Here is a 16,272-nt window from a genome sequence, read left to right as displayed (position 1 = left end):
CCGGAAGTCGCTTGCGGGGGTGTCCGGCAGACTCTGTGCGGCGCCCGGATACCAGGCTCTCCGCCGCTCCGCCGCGCTTTCGCACGATCCCTCACGGCCGGACGACGGGGAGCGCCAGAATGTGGGCATGGCGAGGTGACCGAGGGGCGGGGGGGCGGGCCGTGACGGTCTCGGTGAGGGCGTCCTACACGTGGCGCTGTGAGGAATGCGGCCGGGAGTGCGGCTCCCCCGTGTGGCGCGTCGTCGACGCCCGCGAGCGCGCCGACGTCCTGGCGGGACCCGGCCCCGGCGTGGCCTGGGTGGAATGCCCCGGATGCGGGACGAGAGCGCACGTCGAAGCCCCGCTGCTCGTCCTGCGCCCCGGTGCGGCGGCGCCGCTGCTGTACGCGACCTCCATGGCGGAACTCCAGGAAGGACCGCCGGAGTTCGCCGTCGCCCTGCTGGAGGAGGCCGCGGCGGCCGGGGCCTTCCGCGACGACGTCTTCACCGGGAAGGCGATCCCGCTGCCGCGCAGGCTGCTCCCCTTCGTCCTGACCCGCGACGTCGAGCGGGACCTGGGCGACCCCGGGACGGCGTGCCGCGACCTCGCACCGGAGGGACCGCCGACGGTCGCCAACTACGAGGTCTTCCTGCGGCTCCTCGCCGGGCAGCGCGACGAGTCCCGGGTGGACGACCTGCTGCGCGCCGTGCTCACGAGCCCGCCGGACGAGCTGGCCGCACTCCTGCGCACGTACCCCGAGCTGACCGAGGACACGAGGGTGCGGGACGCCGGCCGCGAGGAGCTGCGCGAGGCGGCCGGCACCCCGCTCGAACCGGTGCTCCAGCGGCGGCAGGAGCTGCTGGACGGCCTGTGCGACGGCCGCACGCCCGCGCACGTGGCGGTGGACCGCTACTTCGAGTCCCTGAGCAGGTTCGGCGGCGGGCTGCGCACCCAGCTGCGCGACATGCACGCCAGGGCCTGCGACACACCGGGCCCCGAGAGCATCCCCCTGGTCCGCGAGGCGCTGGCGCTCGCGGCCGACCTCGGCGAGCGGGAGACGGAGAGCGCGCTCGCCGCCATGCTCGGCGAACGCCTGATGGGCGCCGTCCACGCCGGACTCGACGCCGACCTCTCCGAGGCGTACGAGGCCCTCGACCGCGCCCTGAACCTGCTCCCCGAGGGCAGCCTGGAATGGGTGCGGGTGGCGAACAACCTCGCCAGCGCGCACTACGCGCGCGACGACGGCGACCGCCACGAGGTCTGGGAGACCGCCCGCGCCCTGCTGGAGCGCGCGAGCACGCTCGACCGCGCCGAGCACCCCGAGTTCTGGGCGCGGATCCAGACCAACTACGGGCTGCTGCTCGCGGAACGGCCCGGCGGCGGCGCCGCGGACCTCACGCTCGGCATCGACCACATCAGGGCCGGGCTCACCGAGCGGTCCCCCGAACGCTCCACGGTGAACTGGGCCTACTCCATGACCAACCTCGGCCTCGTGCTGTCCCGCCGCGCCGAGCCCGACGACCTGCGCGAGGCGGAGCGCTGCTACCGCGACGCCCTGCGCCACCTGCGCCCCGACGACGACCCCGTGCTGTGGTCGCAGACCCAGTGCAACCTGGCCCATCTGCTGCTGACCCGTGACCCCGCCGACGCCAAGGGCGCCCGGGAGGCGGCGACCGCGGCCCGCGACCTCGCCGCGGCGCGCCCCGGCCTGCTCAACGCCGGTCGCATCGCCTGGCTCCTGGCCCAGGCGGGCGACCTGCTCGACGGGCCCGACAGCGCCGGGAGCACCCGGCTGCGCCGCGAGGCCCTGGCAGCCACGCCCCCGGCGGTCGCGCCCTCCCTGCACCTCAGCATCGCCAGGGAACTCCTCAACACCTACGCGGCGGCGGAGCGCTGGACCGAGGCGGCCGACGTCGCGTCGGACATGCTGACCGCCGTGAGCGCGCTCTACGACGCCCAGGTCACGGTCGCGAGCCGCCGCGGCGTCCTCGTCCGAGTGGACCGGCTCGCCCGCTGGACGGCCTTCCTGCTGGCGCGCGCGGGCCGCCCGGAGCGCGCGGTGGAGGCGCTCGAACGCGGTCTGGCCTGCGAGCTCTCCGTGGTGGCCGGGCGGGGCGCAGCGGACCTGGCCGAGCTCGAACGCGTCGACCCCGTCATGGCCCGCCGCTACCGGCAGGCCCGGTCCCGCTACCGCTCCACGGTCGCGGGCCCCGCCGCGACGACCCCCGATGGCGCGGCGACCGCGACCCGCGAACAGGCCGCGGCCGAACGCGATCTGCGCGCGGTCGTCGCGGACGTCCAGGCGATCCCGGGCTTCGACGACTTCCTGCGCACCACCGAACTGCCCGACATCGTCCGGGCCGCGGGCGGCCGTCCCCTCGCCTACCTGGTGAACTCCCCCTGGGGCAGCTACGTCCTCGCGGTCCTCGGCACCCGGCCCACCGTACGGGCCGTGCTTGTGCCGGAGATCACCAGCATCACCCTCGCCCGCCTCCTGCTGATCGACATGGACGACCCGGACGCCGACACCGTGGGCCTCTGGCTCGTGCAGCAGGCCCCCACCACGACGTACCGGCGCGAACTCCCCGCCGCCCTGGACCGCCTCACCGCTCTCGAACCGCTCGTACGTCCGCTCGCGGCGCTCCTCACGGAGGACGCGCGGCACGAGGCGGTCGTGGTGCCGACCGGCCTCCTCGGCCTGGTGCCGCTGCACGCCCTGCCGGTGGGGGCGGGGACGGACGACGTGCTCGACGACGTCGGCACCCTGATCCTCGCGCCGTCCGCGGCGGTCCACGAGGCCGCGCGCTCGCGGGCCGCGCGGCCGCCGCAGGCGCCGCCGCGCCTCGCGGCCGTCGCCGACCCCGACGGCTCGCTGCCCGGCAGCCGCAGCGAACTCGCCGAGATCGTCGACCTGTTCGGGAACCGGGGCGAGACCGCCCACGCGGTGGGGGCCGACGCCACCGTGGCCTGGGTGCTCGACCACCTCGCCACGGCTTCGTACCTGCACCTCAGCTGCCACGGCAGCGCCGGATTCGACAGCAGGGGCGGATCCCTCGCGCTCGCCGACGGCCACCTGGACATGGACACCCTCGTGCGGCACCGACTGCCCGTGTGCCGCCTCACGGTGGCCAGCGCCTGCCAGTCGGGGCACTACGGCATCATCGAGACCCCCGACGAGTTCCTCGGCCTCCCGGCCGCCTTCCTCCAGGCGGGGGCGGCCTGCGCGGTGAGCAGCCTGTGGCTGGTGGACGACATGGCCACGGCCGTGCTGATGACGCGCCTGTACGAACTGCTCGCCCAGGGCCACGACCCCGTACCGGCCCTGCGCCGCGCCCGCAGATGGCTGCGCCGGCTCACCTGGGACGAGCTCGCGCGGTACGCGGAGTCGCACCGCCACTTGGCCGCCTTGAGCGAGGGGTACGCCGCCCGTGCCCGGGGCAGGAGGGAGCGGCCCTTCGACTCTCCCGTCCACTGGGGCGCGTTCACGGCCTGGGGGGTGTGAGGAGGGCCCGGCGGTCGCCCCGCGGCGGAACCGTCAGTTCCGCGCGGTCGGCCCGTACTCGTCGAGCGTGTAGTCCACGACTCGGTCGCCGGGTGACTGCGGGGCCCTGACCTGCATGGACGTATAGCGTCCCGCGGTCAGACCGGTGAGGATCACCGTCGCCGGATACTCCGCCTCCCTGCCGTTCGCGCAGCTGGGTTCGCAGACGCGCTGCCAGCCGCGGCCGGTGGCGCGGGCGGTGGGCATGCCCCAGTCGGTCCACGTCAGGCCCTTGAGTCCGGCCCCTCCGTCGCCGCAGGCCAGCAGGAACAGGGCGGGCCGGGTGACGGGCTCGCCGCCGCAGTCGGCGATCGCCGCCGGTCGCGTGCTCGGCCGCGCGTCGCTCGGCGTGGGGAGACCCGGGGAGGGCTCGGCCGCCGCCGACGGCTCGCGCACGGGAGGGGCCGTCGGCTTCCCGGCGGGCCGCCGCGGCACCTCGGTGGTGCGCTCCACGGTCGTCTCCTTGATCGTCAGGGTGGCCCGCGGCGGCTCGGCGGTGGTGGTGCCGTCGCGGCCGGGCGCCAGGGCCAGATAGGCCGCGGCGGCTCCCACCGCGACGGCGACGAGCGCGCTGAGCGGGAGGGCCCACCCGTAGCGGACCCGTGCGGGCCCGGGGGCCGGGCCGGTGCCCCCCGACGGGCCCTCGGCGGCGGGGGCGCCGCCGCCGGTGTCGCGGACGCGTCCGCGCAGGGCCAACTCCCGCCGCAGCCGCTCGATCTCGGCCTGCTGCGCGGCGATCAGCTCGTGCACCTCCGTCGGCCAGGGGCGCGGTGCGGGCGTGAGCCCGCCGATGTCCTCCAGGAGCTGGGCCGGGCTCGGCCGCTCACTCGGCTCCTTGGCCAGACAGCGGGCGACGAGGGGCCGGACCCGCCGCGGCAGCATGCTGAGATCGGGCTCGGTGTGCACCACGTTGTACAAGGTCTGCGGGGTGGAGGTCCCGGCGAACGGGCACCTGCCCGTGCAGGCCATGACCAGCACGGTCCCCAGGGAGAACACGTCGCTCGCCGCGCCGAGCGGAAGGCCCTGCGCCTGCTCGGGCGACATGAAGCCGGGGGAGCCGACGAGCAGGGCCGAGTGGGTCAGTTCGGTGCTGTCGTCGCTGTCGGTGGCGCGGGCGATGCCGAAGTCGATCACTCGGGGCCCGTCGGCGGCCAGCAGTACGTTGGACGGCTTCAGATCGCGGTGCACGAGGCCGGCCCGGTGGATGTCGAGCAGCGCGGACGCGAGGCCCGCGGCCATGCGCAGGACCGCCTCCTCCGGCAGCGTGCCGACGGCCGTCAGCGCCTCCTGGAGCGAGGGCCCGGGCACGAACTCCGACGTCAGCCACGGTTCGGGCGCGTCGGCGTCGGCGTCGATCACCGCCGATGTGAACACGCCCGAGACCTTCCGGGAGGCGTCCACCTCACGGCGGAACCGGGCCCGGAAGCCGTCGTCCTCGACGAACTGCGTGCGCACCTGCTTCAGCGCGACGAGCCGTCCGTCCGGGGCGCTGCTCAGGAAGACCCGCCCCATGCCGCCGCTGCCCAGCTCCGCGATCGTCCGGTAGCGCCCGACTTCCTCCGGATCAGTCGCTGCCAATCGTTCCACCGTGCCCCCCCTGCATCGGATGAACTGGCCGTCGAATCAAGCGACTTGGGCCCCTCTGCCCCGACGGCCCGTGGAAGACAGAGTCTGAGCGCCCCGCGTGCCCCGGGACAAGAAGCCGCCCGGCCGCACGCCCCCTGGGGCGTGGAGAACCCCGGCGCGTGCCCCCACCCGTCCCTCTTTTGTCATGAACCTTGTGAGCCGCTGCCGTCGCTGGTATCTCATGGTTAGGAAAGGTTCCTAACCTTCAACGGCTTGGAGTCCCCCCCATGAGACCCACTCGCTCAGCAGCCGCCCTCGCCGCCGCGCTCGTGGCAGGCCTCGTGTCCGCCGCCGCGCCCGCCACCGCCACGGGCCCCGCCGCGCCGCGCGCCGCCGCCGCGACCCCGGTCGCCGCCAACGGCCAGCTCACCGTCTGCGGCACCAAGCTCTGCAACCAGCAGGGCAAGGCCGTCCAACTGCGCGGACTGAGCAGCCACGGCACCCAGTGGTACGCGCAATGTCTCACCGACGGCTCGCTCGACGCCCTCGCCGGTGACTGGAAGGCCGACGTCCTGCGCGTCTCCACGTACGTACAAGAAGGCGGGTACGCCTCCAACCCGCGCAAGTTCACCGACCTGGCCCACAAGTTCATCGACATGGCCAGCGCGCGCGGCATGTACGTGATCGTCGACTGGCACATGCTCGACCCCGGCGACCCGCACGCCAACCTCGCCCGCGCCAAGACGTTCTTCACCGAGATAGCCCAGCGCCACAAGGGCAAGAACAACATCATCTACGAGATAGCCAACGAGCCCAGCGGCGTGGACTGGTCGCGCATCAAGTCCTACGCCGAGCAGATCATCCCGGTCATCAGGAACATCGACGCCGACGCGCCCGTCCTGGTCGGCACCCGCGCCTGGTCGTCGTTCGGCGTGTCGGAGGGCTCGGACGAGAAGGAGGTCGTCAACAACCCGGTGAAGGCCGGGAACATCATGTACACGTTCCACTTCTACGCCGACTCGCACCGCGAGGAGTATCTGAACACGCTCTCGCGGGCGGCCGACAGACTCCCGGTGTTCGTCACGGAGTTCGGCACCCAGAACTACGCGGGCGAGGGCTCGAACGACTTCGCCATGTCGCAGAAGTACCTCGACCTGATGGCCTCGAAGAAGATCAGCTGGGTGAACTGGAACTTCTCCGACGACGACCGCACCGGAGCCGTCTACAAGGCGGGCACCTGCGACGCGAGCGGCCCCTGGACCGGCGCGAGCCGGCTCAAGCCCGCGGGCGTGTGGATCCGGGAGCGGGTGCGCACCGCGGACGACTTCTGAGCCCGGCCGGGGCCGGAAGCGGACGACGGCCGCCGCTCCGGCCCCGCTGCCAGGGGCCTTCGGGTGCTACGCGCCGCCCCTCTCGTTGAACCGCGCGATGTCCTCCAGCGTCTTCTCCAGCTTCAGTTCGTCGGGGTCGGACACGACGGCGTACCCGACCATGCCGTACGGCCCGGCCGGCGCGTCCGGGGTGTAGGCGATCTCGTCGAACGTGAAGTTCCGCTCGAAGTCCGCCCGGGTCAGGCTGCCGTTCTCGGGGCGGCGCAGCAGGACGTAGCCGTAGAAGCGCTCAGGGGCGCCCCCGACGCGCGGCCGGGCCACGTCCTCGCCGAGGGCGAGGGAGATCTCGACGTCGAACAGGTCGACCCCGTACGTCAACTTGTTGACCTGCGGGGACAGTGCCCCCGGAAGGCGGATGGCGCATTCGCCGAACGTCAGGCCCCCCGCCGTCGTGAAGGCCTCCAGGTGGAAGACGCAGTCGGGCGCGTCGAGCGCGGTGAGCGCCTGGGTGGCGAGGGCATCGGCCTGCCGGAACAGCTCCGCGTGCCGGTTCCGGTCCAGGACGTGCGCGGCCAGGACGCCGCCCTGGACCGCGCGGAGCGGCGCGATGTGGTTGCGGCTCAACGACGACCAGTGGAGCGTGCCGTCCCGCCAGATCCCGTCGACGTAGACCTCGGACGCGTCGACGAAGGACTCGGCGACCATCCCGACGTCGGACCGGCCCGAGAAGGCGGCGACCGCTCGCGCGTACTCCTCGGGCGAGCGGACGACGCTCGTCCGCTGAGAGCCCGCTCCGGTCGCCGGTTTGAGCACGAAGGTGGCGCCGAGCTCGCCGACCAGCTCCCCGTAGGGCGTGTCCTCGGTCGTGTACCGGCAGCGCGCCCGCTTCACCTCGGGCGGCAGCCTGCTCTTCTGGAGGTACTTGTCCCGGAAGAAGAGCACGGAGGCGGAGTCGGCGTTGCCGGGAAGGCCCAACTGCCCCCGCAGGAAGGCCGCCCCGAACACGCCCATCTCGTGGACGGTGAGGACTCCCACCGCGTCCCCGAGGTTCGCGGAGAGCACGGCTCGGAGCAGTTCCTGGGCGTTCTCCATGTCGGCGACCCGCAGGAAGCGCCGGTTCTCGGGCGGTCGTGCGGGCGCCTGCACGAGGTAGTGAGGATCCAGGCCCCGGTGCCGCAGTGCCCGGTCGAGGTCGTCCCGGTAACCGATGACAATGATGCTCGACATGATCGCCTCCCCGTTCGCGACTGGCCGAAACCCTAAGGGAAGGCCCGGCGGGATGACCTTGTGATGTGGATCACGGCTCGGGCGGTGCCCGCGTCCGATGCAGTCCAAACATCAACTTGCCCGTGTTGCACGCCTATCCCTCACGCAACTCGCGTGCGTAGCCTCCTCCTGCCGTTGCTGTCGTGCTGGGGAGGCGGAGAGCCAGTGATCGTGCTCGGGTACAACGGGTTCACCAGGGGTTCGGAGCTCTTCGGGCGGCTGTACGGCGCGACGGGTGTCGACCGCAACCTCTTGGTGGGGCACGACGCGGCGGCGGCCCTCGTCGTCGACGGCGAGGTCGTCGCGGCGGTCGAGGAGGAACGCCTGAGCCGGGTCAAGAAGACCTCGGACTTCCCGGCGAACGCCATCCAGTGGTGTCTGGATTTCGCCGGTGTCGGGCTCGGCCAGGTGGACGTCGTCGCCTTCCCCTGGCGCTTCTCACCGGCGGTCGGCGAGGAGATGATCGCGCGGATCTGCGACACCGACCTGCCCGTCGCGGCGAAGTTCGACGCCCTGCGGCGCACGGGCGAGCTGTACACCGGCATGCTCAGCCCCGACGCGGTGTACGCCGACTTCGTCGGGCGCACCGGCCACGAACTGGACCCCAACAAGCTCGCGTTGGTGCCGCACCATCTGGCCCACCTCATGTGCGGCGCCTACCTGGCGGGCGGGGGCGACGCCGCCTTCCTGGTGAGCGACGGCCGCGCGGAGACCCTGTCCTCGGTCATGGGCGAGCTGCGCGACGGCGTGGTCCACCTCTTCGACGAGAACACCGTGCCCATGAGCAGCTCACTGGGCGTGGCCTACGGCAGGATCACCCGCTACCTGGGCTTCGTCCCCAACAACGACGAGTACAAGGTGATGGGACTGGCCGCCTACGGCCCGCCGCCGCTCCGCAACCCGCTGCTCGAACACGTCGTCCGGCTGCACGAGAACGGCACGTACACGATCTCCGTCCCGCAGGACAGGAACGCCTACTACGCCCTGTTCGACGACCTCTTCGGCGGGGACGGCGAGAAGCGCGAGGAGTTCGACTTCCGGGTCAGGGTCGCGGGCTGCGCCCAGCACATGGTGGAGGCCGTCACCGCGCACCAGCTGCGGACGCTGAGCGCGGCTTCGAGCCTGGACACGCTGCTCTTCGAAGGCGGCCTCGCGCTCAACTGCGTGGCCAACACCAAGATGGTGGAGCGCTCGCCGTTCACCGGCATGGAGGTCAGCTTCGGGGCCAGTGACCCCGGCGTCGCCATCGGTGCCGCCGTCTACGCCGCCGGGCTCAGGAACCGCCCCGCCGACGCCGTCACCACGCCCTACCTCGGCCCGTCGTACGACGAGCGGCACGTCCTGGAGACCCTGGAGCGGTACGCGGACGTCGTGGACTGGCAGCAGGAGCCCGACGTGGCCGCGCTCGCGGAGCGGACGGCGGACCTGCTCGCCGACAAGAACGTCGTGGGCTGGTTCCAGGGCCGCGCCGAGTTCGGGCCGCGGGCCCTGGGCGGCCGCAGCATCCTCGCCAACCCCGCCTTCCCCGACATCAAGGACATCATCAACGTCCGCGTGAAACACCGGGAGCCCTTCCGGCCGTTCGCGCCCGTCGTCCTGGAGTCCGATGCGCCCCGGGTCTTCGAGATGGGCAAGAAGACCTCGTCCCCCTACATGACGTTCGTCTTCCCGGTGCGCCCGGAGTACCAGGAGCGGATCCCCGGCGCCTGTCACGTGGACGGCACGGCGCGGGTGCAGACCGTCGACGACCGGCAGAACCCCGCCCTCGCCCGGCTCCTGCGCGCCTTCACGGCGCGCACGGACGTGCCCTGTCTGCTCAACACCTCCTTCAACGTGGCCGGTGAGCCCATCGTCTGCGCGCCCCGGGACGCCCTGGAGTGCTTCCTCGCCACCGAGATCGACTACTTGGTCATCGACCGGTACGTGGTCACGAAGAAGTCCAGGCCGGGCCCGCACGGGCCCGGCCTGGACTTGAGCCGAGGGACTGAGGAAGCGAGGGACTAGACGAGGTCGAACCGGTCGAGGTCCGTGACCTTGGCCCAGGCCGCGACGAAGTCCTTCACGAACTTCTCCTTGGCGTCGTCGCTCGCGTAGACCTCCGCGATCGCGCGCAGCTCGGAGTTCGAGCCGAAGACCAGGTCGGCGCGGGTGCCGGTCCACTTGACCGCGCCGCTCGCGTCCCGGGCCTCGAAGGTGTCCTGGGCCTCGGACGTCGACTTCCACGTCGTGCCCAGGTCGAGCAGGTTGACGAAGAAGTCGTTGGTGAGCGTGCCGGGCCGGTCGGTGAGGACGCCGTGCTTCGACTGCGCGTGGTTCGCGCCGAGCACGCGCAGACCGCCGACGAGGACCGTCAGCTCGGGCGCGCTGAGGGTCAGCAGGTTCGCCTTGTCGATCAGCAGGTACTCGGCCGGAAGGCGGTTGCCCTTGCCGACGTAGTTGCGGAAGCCGTCGGCGGCCGGCTCGAGGGCGGCGAACGACTCGACGTCCGTCTGCTCCTGCGCCGCGTCCACCCGGCCCGGCGAGAAGGGCACCTCGACCTCGACGCCGGCGTCCTTGGCGGCCTGCTCGACGGCCGCGTTGCCCGCGAGGACGATCAGGTCGGCCAGCGAGACCCGCTTGCCGCCCGACTGGGCGGAGTTGAAGGACTCCTGGACACCTTCCAGCGTGCGCAGCACCTGCGCGAGGCTGTCCGGGTCGTTGACCTCCCAGTTGCGCTGCGGCTCCAGGCGGACGCGGGCGCCGTTGGCACCGCCGCGCTTGTCGCTGCCGCGGAAGGAGGACGCCGACGCCCACGCGGCGGAGACGAGCTGCGCGACGGTGAGGTCGGAGGCCAGGATCCGCTCCTTGAGGGAGGCGGCGTCCGCGGCGTCGATGGTCTCGCCGGTGCGCTCCGGCAGCGGGTCCTGCCACAGCAGCACCTCGGAGGGGACCTCCGGGCCGAGGTAGCGGACGACCGGGCCCATGTCACGGTGCGTCAGCTTGTACCAGGCGCGGGCGAAGGCGTCCGCGAACTGCTCCGGGTGCTCGTAGAAGCGGCGCGAGATCGGCTCGTAGACCGGGTCGAAGCGCAGCGACAGGTCGGTGGTGAGCATCGTCGGGCGGTGCTTCTTCGAGGAGTCGAAGGCGTCCGGGATGATCTCCGGGGCGTCCTTCGCCACCCACTGGTGGGCACCGGCCGGGCTCTGCGAGAGCTCGTACTCGTACTCGAAGAGGTTCTTGAAGAACAGGTTGCTCCACCGCGTGGGCGTCTCGGTCCAGGTGACCTCAAGGCCCGAGGTGATGGCGTCCTTGCCCACGCCCGTGTTGTACGTGCTCTTCCAGCCGAGGCCGAGCTGCTCCATCGGCGCGGCCTCGGGGTCGTCGCCGACGTTGTCCGCGGGGCCCGCGCCGTGGGTCTTGCCGAAGGTGTGGCCGCCGGCGATGAGGGCGACGGTCTCCTCGTCGTTCATCGCCATGCGGCGGAACGTCTCGCGGATGTCGCGGGCCGCGGCGATGGGGTCCGGGTTGCCGTTGGGGCCCTCGGGGTTGACGTAGATGAGGCCCATCTGGACCGCGCCGAGCGGGTTCTCCAGCTCGCGGTCGCCGGTGTAGCGCGCGTCGTCGAGCCAGTTGGTCTCGGGGCCCCAGTAGACGTCCTCCTCCGGCTCCCAGACGTCCTCGCGGCCGCCGGCGAAGCCGAAGGTCTCGAAGCCCATCGTCTCCAGGGCCACGTTGCCGGTGAGGACCATCAGGTCGGCCCAGGAGATGTTCTTGCCGTACTTCTTCTTCACCGGCCACAGCAGTCGGCGGGCCTTGTCCAGGCTGGCGTTGTCCGGCCAGCTGTTGAGGGGCGCGAACCGCTGCTGGCCCGCACCGGCGCCGCCGCGGCCGTCGCTGATGCGGTACGTGCCCGCGCTGTGCCAGGCCATGCGGATCATCAGCGGGCCGTAGTTGCCGAAGTCGGCGGGCCACCAGTCCTGCGAGGTGGTCAGGACCTCGGCGATGTCCCGTTTCACGGCCGCCAGGTCGAGCGAGCCGAACGCCGCGGCGTAGTCGAAGTCCTCGCCCATCGGGTTCGCCACCGCGGGGTTCTTGGCGAGGATCTTCAGGTTCAGCCGGTCCGGCCACCACTGGCGGTTCCCGCCGCCCTGCGTCGGGTGCGGGGCGCGTCCGTGCGCGACCGGGCAGCCGCCTGTCTCCTCCGTCTTCGGGTCGGTGACGATTGCGTCGGGGTTCTCAGCCATGGGAATCCTCTCGGATCGGTCTAGGCGAATCGTGGAGCGCGAAGAACTGCAGGCGGTGGAAGGGGCCGCACCGACCGCGTGATCGACGTCAGCGACTTCTCCGTACGACTTGTGGTGGTTGTCCCTGACGCGTCCTTGGAACAGGGGCGAGGCTGCCCTTGGCCATCGTCGGGAACCGATCCTACGATGGACGGGATCCAGGTCAAGAAGCTCACCTGATCCATATTCATTCGGAGCAAGTAGCGCTGCCGTAAACTCCGGGTACTCCACCGAACCGAGTAGGTGAACCGACATATGAGCGACCTGCTGGAGCGACTGCGAGGGCGTGGCTGGCGGGTGACCTCCCAGCGACGCGTCGTCGCCGAGGTCCTCGACGGCGACCACGTGCACCTCACGGCCGACGAGGTGCACGCGCGCGCGGCCGAGAGACTGCCGGAGATCTCCCGCGCGACCGTCTACAACACGCTGGGCGAGATGGTCTCCCTCGGTGAGGTCATGGAGGTCTCCACCGACGGCCGCGCCAAGCGCTACGACCCCAACGCCCACCACCCGCACCAGCACTTGGTCTGCTCCCGCTGCGGCACCATCCGCGACGTCCACCCGACCGGCGACCCGCTGGCGGCCCTGCCGCCGGAGGAGCGGTTCGGGTTCGCGGTCTCGGGGGCCGAGGTCACCTACCGGGGGCTGTGCCCCACCTGCGCCGTCTGATCAGGTCCGGGCGGCGCTCGTGATCACGCGTCGGTGACCGAGAGCACGATCTTGCCGGTCGTGCGGCCCGTCTCGCCCAACGCGTGGGCCCGGGCTGCCTCTTCGAGCGGCAGGACCGCGTCGACGAGCACGCGCAGCCGGCCCTCCTCGACGAGCGAGGCGATCGCGCGCAGGCCGCCGTGGTCGGGTTCGACGAGCATGAACACCGCCCGGACTCCGGCCGCCTCGGCTTCCTGGACGGGGAAGTCGCCGTCCGGCGGCAGCAGTGAGACCAGCGTGCCGCCGGGCCGCAGTGTGCGCAGGGACCGGGCCCAGTGGGGGCCGCCGATGCCGTCCACGACGACGTCGACGTCCCTGAGCACCGCGGCGAAGTCCTGGGCGCGGTGGTCGATCAGCTCGTCGGCGCCCAGTGCGCGCAGCAGTTCGTGCTTGGCGGCGCTGGCCGTGCCGATGACGTGCGTGCCGCGGGCCTTGGCGATCTGTACGGCCAGATGACCGACGCCGCCCGCCGCGGCGTGGATCAGGACGCGCTGCCCCGGCCGTACGCCGGCGGTGTCCACGAGCGCCTGCCACGCGGTCAGGGCGGCCAGCGGCAGGGCGCCCGCCTGGACGTGGGTCAGGCCCTCGGGGCGCGGCGCGAAGTGCCGGGCCGGAGCGGTGACGTACTCGGCGTAGGCGCCCGCCGGGTACGGGAAGCGCGGCATGCCGAACACCGCGTCGCCCGGCCGGAACAGCGTCACGCCCTGGCCGACCGCCACCACCACCCCGGAGACGTCGAAGCCGAGGGTGAAGGGCGGCGTCGCACCGGTGGCGAACACGCCCCGCGCGCGGGTCTTCCAGTCGGCGGGGTTCACGCCCGCCGCGTGCACCCGGACCAGGATCTCGCCCCGGCCCGGATCCGGTCGCCGCACCGTGACGAGCTTGAGGACGTCCGGTCCTCCGGCGGCGTCCTGGGAGACGGCGCGCATGGTGGTGGGGGTGGTGGCCTGGTGCATGGTGACGTGCCCTCTTCGGCGGTTGGTCCTGCGGACGGTGCGGTGCCGCGCTCCGGTGCTTCCGGGGCGCGTCCTCAGCGTGCCGGGGCGAAGAGGGCTCCAGTAGTGGCCTGATGGCCAGGGAGCGCCAGGATCGGGTCAGGCCGTGGAGGTCGCCCCGGATGCCCCGGATGCCCCGGCCGTTCCGGTCGTTCCGGTCGTTCCGGTCGCGAGGATCTCGTGGACCAGGGTCACCAGGTCCGGGATCGCCGGGTGGCCGAGGCCCTCGCGCCAGGCGAGTACGAGGGGGACGGGCGGGGCATCCGCGAGCGGGCGGTAGACCAGCGCGGGGTGGGCGTAGTTGCTCGGCGTGGCCGAGGTGGTGACGCCCACGGCGCGGCCCGCTGCGATGGCGATGAGCCACTCGTCGGTGTTCGTGACTTCGATGGTCGCGGCGGGCCCGGCGGCCGACGGCCACAGGTCCGGTGTGGTGGTCCCGGAGACGGTGTTGAGGGCGATCGGGCGGTCCGTGAGGTCCGCGAGGGTGAGCCGGGGGAGGGCCGCCAGGGGGCTGTCCTTCGGCATGACCACCACGCGCTCCTCCATCCGGAGCAGCTCGGTGCGCAGCCCGGGCGCGACGACCGCCCCGCGCAGCAGGGCCGCGTCCACCGTGCCCCGGGTGAGGCCCGCCGTGCGGTCGTCGACGCGCAGCAGCTCCAGCGGGACGCCGGGGCGCGTCTCGTCCCAGCGGCGCAGCAGCGCGACGGTGTGGTCGCCGAGCGCCGCCCAGGTGTGGCCGAGGCGCAGCGGCCAGCTCGTGAGCCCGGCCGGGTCGAGGGCGGTCTCGACGGCGGCGAGCGCGGCGGTGGCCTTGTCGCGGAACGTACGGCCCTCGGCGGTCAGCTCCAGGTGGTGGGTGGAGCGGTCGGCGAGGCGGGCGCCGAGGTGGTCCTCCAGCTGGCGCAGGGTGCGGGAGAGCGCGGGCTGGCCCACGTGGAGCCGGGCGGCGGCGCGGGTGACGTTGCCCTCCTCGGCGATGACGAGGAAGGCGCGCAGATGCCGCAGCTCAATGGTCATGCTTCCAGAGCATAACCGCAGTGGAACAGGCATTTCACACGGCGCGTGCGGCTCCCTAGCGTGAGGCGCATGACTTCCACGGCGCACCCTTCATCCCTCGCCACGGCGCACGCTCCATCCCCCGCGACGGCGCACGCTTCGGCCCCGACGGCGGCCACCTCGCCGTCCCCCACGACGGCGGCTACGACGGCAGCCACGCCGGACACGCCCCCGGCCACGCCCGCCGTCCTGCGCACCGCCGCCGGGCGCGCCACCCTCGGCGGTGTCGGCCTGGTGCTCGCCGGAGCGGTGACCGTGCAGTTCGGGTCCGCCGTCGCGGCGCTGCTGTTCCCCCGCGCCGGAGCGCTCGGCACGGTCGCGCTGCGGGTGACGTTCGCCGCGGTGCTGCTGCTGGTCGTCACCCGGCCCCGGCTGCGCGGCCACACGCGCGCCGACTGGGCGGTGGTGGTCGGCTACGGCCTCGCGCTCGGCGGCATGAACGTCCTCTTCTACCAGGCGATCGACCGGATCCCGCTGGGCGCCGCGGTCACCCTCGAAGTGCTCGGTCCGCTGCTGCTCTCGGTCGTCGCCTCGCGCCGCGCCGCCAGCCTGCTGTGGGCGGGGCTCGCGCTGATGGGCGTGTATCTGCTGGGCCGGGGCGGGTTCGGCCGGCTCGACGCCGCGGGCGTGGCCTTCGCGCTGGGCGCCGGAGCGATGTGGGCGGCGTACATCGTGGGCAGCGCCCGCGCGGGGGCCCGCTTCCCGCGCCTGGACGCGCTGGCGATCGCGATGACCGTGGCCGTGCTGGTCAGCCTGCCGCTCGGGATCGGGTCCGCGGGCGCGACGCTGCTCGAACCGGGCGTGCTCGCGCTGGGCCTGGCGATCGCGGTGATGTCCTCGGGGATCCCCTACGCGCTGGAGCTCCTGGCCCTGCGCCGGCTGCCCGCGGCGACCTTCGCGGTGCTGACGAGCCTGTCGCCCGCGCTGGCCGCGCTTGCCGGCTATCTGGTCCTCGACCAGGGCCTCACGCCGCTCCAGTGCGCGGCGATCGCGCTGGTGGTGGCGGCGAGCGCGGGCGCGGTCCGCACGGGCGGGCGCTGAGCCCGAAGACGGTCAGTTTTCGAGAAGCACCTCCGGCCGACGGGTGCCTACCGTGGTCGTCATGGACATCAAGTTGCAGGTGAACGCCATCATGCTGGGCGTCGACGACGTCGCGCGCGCCAAGAAGTTCTACGTCGAAGGGCTCGGCTGCGAGGTCGAGCAGGACTACCCCGGGTTCGTCAGGTGCGGCCTGGGCGAGGGCTCCTCGTCGCTCGTGCTCTACGCGCGGGAGGCGGTGGCGCAGGACGCAGGCGTCCCGGCGGAGGGGTCCGGGTTCCGCGGCTGCTCGTTCCACTTCATCACCGACTCCCGGGCGGCGGTGGACGAGGCCATGCGCGCCGCGGTGGCCGCGGGCGGCACCACCGTCAGCGAGGCGGCCGCCGCCGAGTGGGGCGGGTACTCGGGCTACTTCAGCGACCCCGACGGCCATCTGTGGAAGGTCGCCACCGAGGCCTGACCGCGCCACCCGGCAGCGAAGCGAAGGCCCGGCCGCCACCCACGACGGGTGGCGGCCGGGCCTTCGCAG

The 16,272-nt window shown here is 72.8% G+C and carries 11 protein-coding genes; 6 read left to right on the top strand and 5 right to left on the bottom strand.

The genetic code is table 11. The annotated features are described in order from the left end of the window. Window positions 1-161: 161 nt before the first annotated feature. Window positions 162-3,482 carry a CHAT domain-containing protein gene (locus IG74_RS0114415; RefSeq protein ID WP_078868775.1) on the top strand — a complete coding sequence of 1,107 codons (3,321 nt, stop codon included), beginning with the start codon at window positions 162-164 and terminating at the stop codon, window positions 3,480-3,482. 33 nt (window positions 3,483-3,515) lie between these two features. Here the strand turns inward: IG74_RS0114415 and IG74_RS47930 are convergent, their stop codons facing one another. Then, a complete protein-coding gene (locus tag IG74_RS47930) occupies window positions 3,516-5,099 on the bottom strand; it encodes a serine/threonine-protein kinase (RefSeq protein WP_051854891.1) in 1,584 nt (527 codons plus the stop codon). Between the two features lie 275 nt (window positions 5,100-5,374). Here IG74_RS47930 and IG74_RS0114400 point away from each other — a divergent pair, with 275 nt between their 5' ends. Further along, the gene (locus tag IG74_RS0114400) at window positions 5,375-6,418 is read left to right on the top strand and encodes a glycoside hydrolase family 5 protein (RefSeq protein ID WP_030675559.1); all 1,044 of its coding nucleotides are present in this window, start codon (window positions 5,375-5,377) and stop codon (window positions 6,416-6,418) included. 66 nt (window positions 6,419-6,484) lie between these two features. Here IG74_RS0114400 and IG74_RS0114395 read toward each other — a convergent pair whose 3' ends face one another. Continuing rightward, window positions 6,485-7,645, bottom strand: a complete 1,161-nt coding sequence (locus IG74_RS0114395; protein WP_030675555.1) for an ATP-grasp domain-containing protein — start codon at window positions 7,643-7,645, stop codon at window positions 6,485-6,487. A gap of 204 nt (window positions 7,646-7,849) precedes the next feature. On the opposite strand from IG74_RS0114395, the gene IG74_RS0114390 reads away from it, so the two are divergent. Beyond that, window positions 7,850-9,688, top strand: coding sequence for a carbamoyltransferase (locus IG74_RS0114390; protein ID WP_051854890.1), 1,839 nt, complete (start codon window positions 7,850-7,852; stop codon window positions 9,686-9,688). Here the strand turns inward: IG74_RS0114390 and katG are convergent. Next, window positions 9,685-11,907 carry a catalase/peroxidase HPI gene (katG, locus tag IG74_RS0114385; protein ID WP_030675548.1) on the bottom strand — a complete coding sequence of 741 codons (2,223 nt, stop codon included), beginning with the start codon at window positions 11,905-11,907 and terminating at the stop codon, window positions 9,685-9,687. The two genes, IG74_RS0114390 and katG, sit on opposite strands and share 4 nt — an antisense overlap. Window positions 11,908-12,201: 294 nt before the next feature. Between katG and IG74_RS0114380 the strand changes: the two genes are divergently transcribed. Continuing rightward, window positions 12,202-12,615, top strand: coding sequence for a Fur family transcriptional regulator (locus IG74_RS0114380; RefSeq protein ID WP_030675546.1), 414 nt, complete (start codon window positions 12,202-12,204; stop codon window positions 12,613-12,615). 23 nt (window positions 12,616-12,638) lie between these two features. Here the strand turns inward: IG74_RS0114380 and IG74_RS0114375 are convergent, their stop codons facing one another. Together IG74_RS0114375 and IG74_RS0114370 are read right to left on the bottom strand one after the other, a co-directional pair. Continuing rightward, the gene (locus IG74_RS0114375) at window positions 12,639-13,610 is read right to left on the bottom strand and encodes an NADP-dependent oxidoreductase (protein ID WP_030675543.1); all 972 of its coding nucleotides are present in this window, start codon (window positions 13,608-13,610) and stop codon (window positions 12,639-12,641) included. Between the two features lie 138 nt (window positions 13,611-13,748). After that, window positions 13,749-14,666 carry a LysR family transcriptional regulator gene (locus tag IG74_RS0114370; RefSeq protein WP_078868773.1) on the bottom strand — a complete coding sequence of 306 codons (918 nt, stop codon included), beginning with the start codon at window positions 14,664-14,666 and terminating at the stop codon, window positions 13,749-13,751. 69 nt (window positions 14,667-14,735) lie between these two features. Between IG74_RS0114370 and IG74_RS0114365 the strand changes: the two genes are divergently transcribed. Further along, entirely contained in the window at window positions 14,736-15,746 is a 1,011-nt protein-coding gene (locus IG74_RS0114365; protein ID WP_030675535.1) for an EamA family transporter, read from the top strand. Between the two features lie 61 nt (window positions 15,747-15,807). Beyond that, complete coding sequence (locus tag IG74_RS0114360; RefSeq protein ID WP_051854906.1) at window positions 15,808-16,203, top strand: VOC family protein; 396 nt, start codon at window positions 15,808-15,810, stop codon at window positions 16,201-16,203. The last annotated feature ends 69 nt before the right edge of the window (window positions 16,204-16,272 follow it).

This window comes from Streptomyces sp. NRRL B-1347 (genome assembly GCF_000720325.1).
Taxonomy (GTDB): domain Bacteria; phylum Actinomycetota; class Actinomycetes; order Streptomycetales; family Streptomycetaceae; genus Streptomyces.
This window is presented reverse-complemented; position numbering and strand designations above follow the sequence as displayed.